A 7,076-nucleotide genomic window follows, 5' to 3' on the forward strand; every position below is an offset into this window, starting at 1 on the left:
CCATATCCTTCAAATACAGCTTCCTGTATTTTTCTGGTCCTTATCGCATCACCTGCTTCATAAATCTCTGGAGTGATACCATAGAAAGACTCTACAAGCTTACGATCGGCACGCACACCTGTACATAGGATCACTGTATCTGCCTGTATTGTTTCGCATGAACCGTCCTGGTGTTGAAGAACTGCCTCATTATCTTTAATTTCAATACACTTTGTTTGATAATGAATCTGAATCGGCTCTTGTAATGATTCATATTTTTGACGTAAAGCAATACGATACAACATATTGCCCTGAGCAGCTAATTGATCGGTTAATTCCACGATCGTCGGATGTTTTCCTTTCAGCTCTGCAAGCTCCAATGCCAGCTCTGCACCAATGGTACCACCGCCGATGATGAGCGGATGATCTCCTACAAGCGATTCGTCTTCAATGGCCTGTACATAACTAATCACATGTTTCTTTTCACTTCCTTTTAAAGGAAGGCTCACAGGCTTACCACCAACAGCAATGACCAAGGCATCCGGTTTCAGCTCTTTTACCATTTGTGGATCTGCTTCACAGGAAAGGCGTACATCAACATTTGATTTTGCCAATTGATTCTTCAGATACTGCAGATACGCACGAATATCTTCTTTATAATATTCTTTGGAAATTAAATTTAAAGCACCGCCGGCACTTGCTTCTTTTTCAAGCAAGATGACATGATGTCCTCGCTTGCTGGCAGTTATGCTTGCCATGATACCTGCCGGTCCCGCTCCGATGACTACGACCTTTTTTGGTGTTTCACATGGCTTCAGCTCTTTATCAATAAACTTTTCATTGTGATAGCGTGGATTGACCGAACAGCCTACATTACGACGATTGGTCGAGATATGATAGCATTGTAAGCATCGGATACAAGGAATGATATCTTCGCTCTTACCATCTCTTGCCTTATTTGGCCAATAAGGATCCGCAATAAAGCTTCGTCCAAAAGCCACTAAGTCGACATCTTCATTCGCAAGCAACCCTTCCGCTTCCGAAGGATTCATAATCGCTCCGACAACAGCTACCTTGATCTTCTTAACATGCTTCTTGACCTCTCTTGCCCACTTGACATTTGGCATATGCTCACAAAAATTAGTCGTAGCCATCCTCACATTACCTTCGTGATTGATATCCAATCCGGCAGAAATCTGTACGGAATCTATGTAAGGCTCTGCCATTAAGATAAATTGCAGCGTATCTTTAAATTCAATTGATCCGGGAACACACTCTTCACCGGAAATACGCATATCAATCGGATAATTTGCACCTACTGCCTGACGGATCCTTTCAAGGATCATCAATGGAAATTTTGCTCTGTTTTCAAGGCTGCCTCCATATTCATCTGTCCGATGATTAAATAAAGGAGAAATAAACTGAGCCGGCAGCCATCCATGGGCAAAATGCAAGAAAATCGCATCAAATCCCAGATTCTTTGCATCCAAAGCACTCTGTGCATATAAATCGGCAATTCTTTCCATGCCTTCTTTATCTAAGGCTCTCACCTCAACACCATCATCACGAACAAAGGAGCACGGACCTACTGCATATTCACCAGGAAGGACACGTGCATACTGTCCGGCATGAAAGATTTCGATCGATGCACGGGCACCTGCACGATGGCATATACGAATCTTTTCCTGTGTTTTTTCTACTTCATATTTGAAAAAACCACTTTGTTCATTTCCACTGGCAAAGCTGCTTCTGCCCGGTTCAACAATCGTATGTCCACATATAACAAGGGCTGCTCCTCCAAGTGCTTTTTCAGAAAATTCTTCACCGATCGGTGCTGCAATGATGCGATTTTTTAAAATCATGTCATTCACCTTTAATGGTGAAAATAAATGTTGATATTTCATGTCTTGACCCTCTCTTCCATTCTTATTATCAATCAAAACATGATTTTTTCATATCCTCTCTTTTGCCCCTAGAAAGGGCAAATAAAAGACGTCATGCTTTTAAACATAACGTCTTTTTCATAACTTAAATTGCCCAAACACCATTTTTGAAGATCTGATGTCTGTTTCCATCATGATCAACACCAACGATATCCAAGTCCTCGCTGCCGACCATAAAATCCACATGATTGATGGATTCATTAAAACCGACTTTCTTAAAATCTTCCTCGCTCATATTTTCATAGCCTCGGATATTATTCTTGAAGGCTTCACCAAAGGCTAAATGACAGCAGGCATTCTCATCAAATAACGTATTTGAGAAAAGAAGACCTGTCTGGTTGATCGGTGAATCATAAGGAACAAGTGCAACTTCACCCAGATGACGGGAGTTTTCATCCATATTCAACATATTTTCTAAGATATCCTGTCCTTTTTCAGCGCTCACTTCAACACACTTGCCATCTTTGAAAGTCACCTTAAAGTTTTCTACTAACTGTCCCTGTAAAGATAAAGGTTTGGTTGAGTAGACCACACCATTGACACCATCACGTTTCGGCATCGTGAATACTTCCTCAGTTGGCATATTTGCGGTAAAATCATTTCCCAGCATATTTGTTTCACGAGCACTGATCCAATAGTGATTTGGCTGTAATTTTAATGTCAGATCCGTTCCATTGCTTGATTTATATTCCAGATAATCAAGATTCATCTCATTTAATTTCGTGCTCTTTTCCTGTAAATCATCAATATGGTCCTTCCATGCCTGAACCGGATCCGGCTGATCAAGACGCATTGTCTTAATGATTGCTTCCCATAATTTGCTGACAGCTTCATCATCGCTCAATTCCGGGAACACCTTTTTTGCCCACTTTACAGAAGGAATAGCAACGATGACCCACTGATTTCGATTATCTTCCTTGTCGCTGTATTTTTTCAAAACAGAATAGCGGGCCTTTCTGACAGCTGCATATTTCTTTAGATCGATACCATTATAGGCATCCGGATCTGCATCATCAACATAGATCTTACAAGGCAGCGTTTCAGCACGATACTTGGCCTTTTCTTCCTGCCATGTCAATACTTCAGACATGACTTTCTCATCTTCATACAACCAGCGAAGCTTATCGATTTCTTCATTGAGCCATTCAACCTTGACGCTTCTGGCTTTATCCTCATAGCAAACTTTAACGATTTCCTTAACGAAATCAGCACATTTTGTCGATGCGGTGATTTCCACATCCTGACCTTCTTTTAAATTAATTCCAATTTCAACTGCGAGTTTCGCATATTCTTCATAAATTTTTTGATTCATCTTACTCTCCTGCTACGACCACATCACGTAAACATACGGCACAAGGCACGATATAATTATTGATCTGTCGTGTTTCTTTAGAAAATTTCATATTTTTTACTGCTTTAGAAAAATTTGCGGATATCGATCCTCCGGCAACCGGATGAACACCCCGGGCATCTTTTTCATATCCTAAACGGATCTCACCACCAAAGCTTCCCGTAATCGGATCCATGATAAATGAACTAAAATCCGTAACTTCCAGATAAGGCTCTTTTTTCATATCTTCAATGCTCATGCTTCCACCATGTACGACAACATTATTGATCGATGTCGTATCATCCATATGGATATAGTGAGCATGCTGGATGCTTCCCCAGAACGTCTTACATACACCTTTATCAAAGAGAACGCGATCTTTTACAGGATTACCATCCATATCATAGGCATCATTTTTCGTAGAACCATCCATATGTGCCTTTAACTCGATCGTTAGATCATCTGCATCATCTCCGCTCATCTTCTCATCAATCTTAGCTTTCGCAATACCCATGTATTGATTAGCAGCATTGGTATGCGAAGTAAAATACTGGAAGAACTGAACCACATCATCTCCGCTTAAGATAACATTGGCATGCTCGTTCTTTTTGGTCGATACGGCCTTTAAACGGGCTTCACCACTAATGAACATCTTTTCGATTTCCAAAGTGATCTCTTCACCCTTTTTATTCGCAAAGCGCAAATCTTTATAAAGCTCGATTTCATGGCCTTCTTTGCTGGTATTGATCACAGCCTCTACTTCACAATCAAAGCCATAGAAAGTAACATCTACGCCCTGAGAATTAAGGATATGGGTTTTCTTCTTATTAACGAAGACCTCATAAGAGTTAACTTTCTCATTCTCTTTTGCCTTAACCTTCTGCATCGCTTCACAAATCTTCACCAGCTCTTCTGTCAGATTTACATCTAAGTCATTTCCCTCACTTTGCTGATCGGCAACTAATGGGAACCATGGATTTTGTACAAACCGGGCAGCAAAGATGGCTTTATCAATTTCTTTCTTTATTTCCTCCACACTATATGTCGGATGAATTTCCTTTGTGGCACTGCCGCGATATTTTTTATCATCGCTGTCTACATAGACCGTTACCATGGTATGCGAAACCTCCTTGGCACGGCTCATATCCAGTTTTTGACCGATAAAGAAGGCTTCCTGTGAATAGGTCGTGATCTCTTTGATGATAAAATCACTGGCTTTGCTTTCTTTTAATATTGAATAAAGTTCTTTTTTCATTAGCCTAACCTCACTTTACACTTCAAATAAGGACCTCCGTCACTTACCTTGACCCATTCCTTATGTCCTTTGCCACAGGCTCCGCTGCCAAACATTTCAAAATCATTTGAAATCATCGAAATGCTCTTCAACATATCCGGTACATAGCCTGTCAAGGTTACCGGAGCTACTACTTTTCCTGTCAGCTTACCATCCTTGATTTCTCTGCCCATGGCTACCACACACTGAATTCCCCAGTGCTTTGGATCTTCCATACCTGAATCCATGCCCTCTAAAAGATAACCATGCTTAATAGAAGCTATCATATCATCCAAGGAATCTGTACCTGAAGCAAACAGGGTATTGGTCATTCTCGCATAAGCCTTACGCTCAAAGCTTTCACGCTTTCCATTTCCTGTCGGCACTGTTTTTAATCGCAATGCACTTAACAGATCGCTGATACCTCTGACAAGAGTCCCATGATCGATAATAGTTGTATCGGATCCCAAAGTACCTTCATCATCAAACATATAACTGCTGACCTGTGAGGCACTCAAGGCACCATCCTTCATTGAAGTGATATCACTGGCAACCTTCTTGCCAATATAATCCTTCGCCAAAGCACGTTCTTTCACAAACATATCCATTTCCACGCCATGACCAAAGGCTTCATGAGCAATCAGACCGGTAACCTCCGGTGTCGTGATCACATCATACATGCCCGGAACCACTGCTTCTGCATTCAGCTTATCATTGAGATCTTGAATGATCTTTTCTACCTTATCATCCATTTCATCTAAGATCTCCGCACCCTTTAATCCTGAAAAAGACTCATAAGCCATTTCAGTCTTTTCACCATTGCTTCCGATTGCGGCAGCCATTCCTTCCGCATAAGCATAGCTTTGCATCAGATCTTTTTTATCGGATAAAAACATCTTATTGACATGGGCAAACTGCATCGCAGCCTGAAACTCAATGACCCCCTCATGCTTTGCACCGGCATCACTGATCTTTTTCAGATGTGCTAAGATATCCTCAGCACTCATCTCTTCCGGATTTACCTCAATTTCATTCATCATTATTTTGGTCATTTCTTCTTCATGGATCAGTGGTGATTCCATCTTAGAAATACCTAAATTCTCCAAAGCTTTCAGCTCATCCTTTAGAACCGAAGCAATCGTCTTTGCACATGCTTCAACATCTTCACATTCATTGAAAGAATACTCACAGTAACTGCCATTCTCATAAACACGTACCACAAAGCCTCTTTCACTAAAGCCATAGTCACCAACATTTGTCTGTCGCTGTCCCACACGATAGCTGGTGCCGGATACATCCGTGCATAATACACTGACATATTCAAATTCATTATCTAAAAGAGTGATCAATTCCTTGATTTTAGGTTTGATTTCCATCAGATATCCTGACATTTTGACTTGCATATATCAACCCTCCTATGTGTAAGATTTTACTCTTATTTTATTTCATTGTCTATCGAAATAAACAAATTCAACCACCAGTTGCATACTCTTTTAAATCATCATAAAAGTTTCTGATATGTTTTATCAATGGCAAGTGCTCCCAAAGGTGCCGTGATCAAAATTGAAACGACTGCTACCGTTAAAACGCTTTGTCCGCAAGCTAGTCCCATCGCCATAGGTACAGAGCCGATTGCCGCCTGTACGGTAGCTTTTGGGCAATAGGCAATCATACAGAAAAGCCGCTCTTTCATATTTAAATTTGTTTTCAACAGGCACACGAAGACTCCTGCCATTCTAAACAATAGAACTGATAATATTAAAAGTATAGGTGCCCAGCCAAGTGTCAACGCATATTGCAGATCAATAACTGCCCCAACAAGCACAAATAAGAATATTTCACCAATGACCCACATCTTTGAATAATCCTTTGACAATAAGTAAGCGTTGCCCTCGCTTTTCTTTTGAAGAGCAGCTCCCATGCTCATCACACCGATCAGTGATGCAAACGGTAAATGACTTATGTCTTCAAAAGATACCATAAGAAGTGAACAGCCTAATACAAGTATAATTTTCATCATACGATTCAAATCCCATTTTTCCAGGATCCATGCAATAAGCAATCCTATAAGCATGCCACCTAAAATACCTGTAATAATTGAAACAGGCACATTTACTAAATGATTCCAAGTAAAAGAAGACTCACTCGCCAATGATGTAAATGAAGTAAATAGGGCAATCACAAAAACATCATCAACACTCGCTCCTGCCATGATCAATTGCGGAATACCTTTTTTTGTTCCGGTCTTCTCTTCCATCAGCTTCAGCATCTTTGGTACGACAACGGCCGGTGATACGGCTGCGATCACGCTTCCTAAAATCAATGAATCTAAAAGATTCATTCCTAAAAATATAGGTGCCAAGACAACCATGCCCAAGATCTCAAAACATGCCGGTACAAAACACATCAAAAAGGCCGGGCGACCTACTTTCTTTAAATCTTCAATACTTAAATTTAAACCGGCACGTGTCAAAATAATGATCAAAGCAATTTTTCGTATATCTGCCGATATATTTAGAATTGAGTCATCCAGAAGACCAAACATGGAGGG

5 protein-coding genes are annotated in these 7,076 nt (G+C 40.5%); all 5 read right to left on the reverse strand.

The features are described from left to right. The coding region (locus Q0K35_RS10055) for an FAD-dependent oxidoreductase (protein ID WP_294562723.1) at window positions 1-1,841 on the reverse strand (1,841 nt) is incomplete at its 3' end. Window positions 1,842-2,007: 166 nt separating this feature from the next. Next, complete coding sequence (locus tag Q0K35_RS10060) at window positions 2,008-3,234, reverse strand: aminopeptidase (RefSeq protein WP_294562725.1); 1,227 nt, start codon at window positions 3,232-3,234, stop codon at window positions 2,008-2,010. A 1-nt stretch (window position 3,235) separates the two neighbouring features. Then, window positions 3,236-4,507, reverse strand: a complete 1,272-nt coding sequence (locus tag Q0K35_RS10065) for a metallopeptidase TldD-related protein (RefSeq protein WP_294562726.1) — start codon at window positions 4,505-4,507, stop codon at window positions 3,236-3,238. Continuing rightward, window positions 4,507-5,928 (reverse strand): TldD/PmbA family protein, encoded by a 1,422-nt coding sequence (locus tag Q0K35_RS10070; RefSeq protein ID WP_294562728.1) that lies wholly within the window; start codon window positions 5,926-5,928, stop codon window positions 4,507-4,509. The genes Q0K35_RS10065 and Q0K35_RS10070 overlap by 1 nt, the downstream gene beginning before the upstream one ends. A 98-nt stretch (window positions 5,929-6,026) precedes the next feature. After that, window positions 6,027-7,076, reverse strand: a 1,050-nt coding sequence (locus Q0K35_RS10075) for a cation:proton antiporter (RefSeq protein ID WP_294562729.1), incomplete at its 5' end; no start/stop codon positions are given.

Origin of the sequence: uncultured Traorella sp. (assembly GCF_944327115.1) — a bacterium.
Taxonomy (GTDB): domain Bacteria; phylum Bacillota_I; class Bacilli_A; order Erysipelotrichales; family Erysipelotrichaceae; genus Traorella.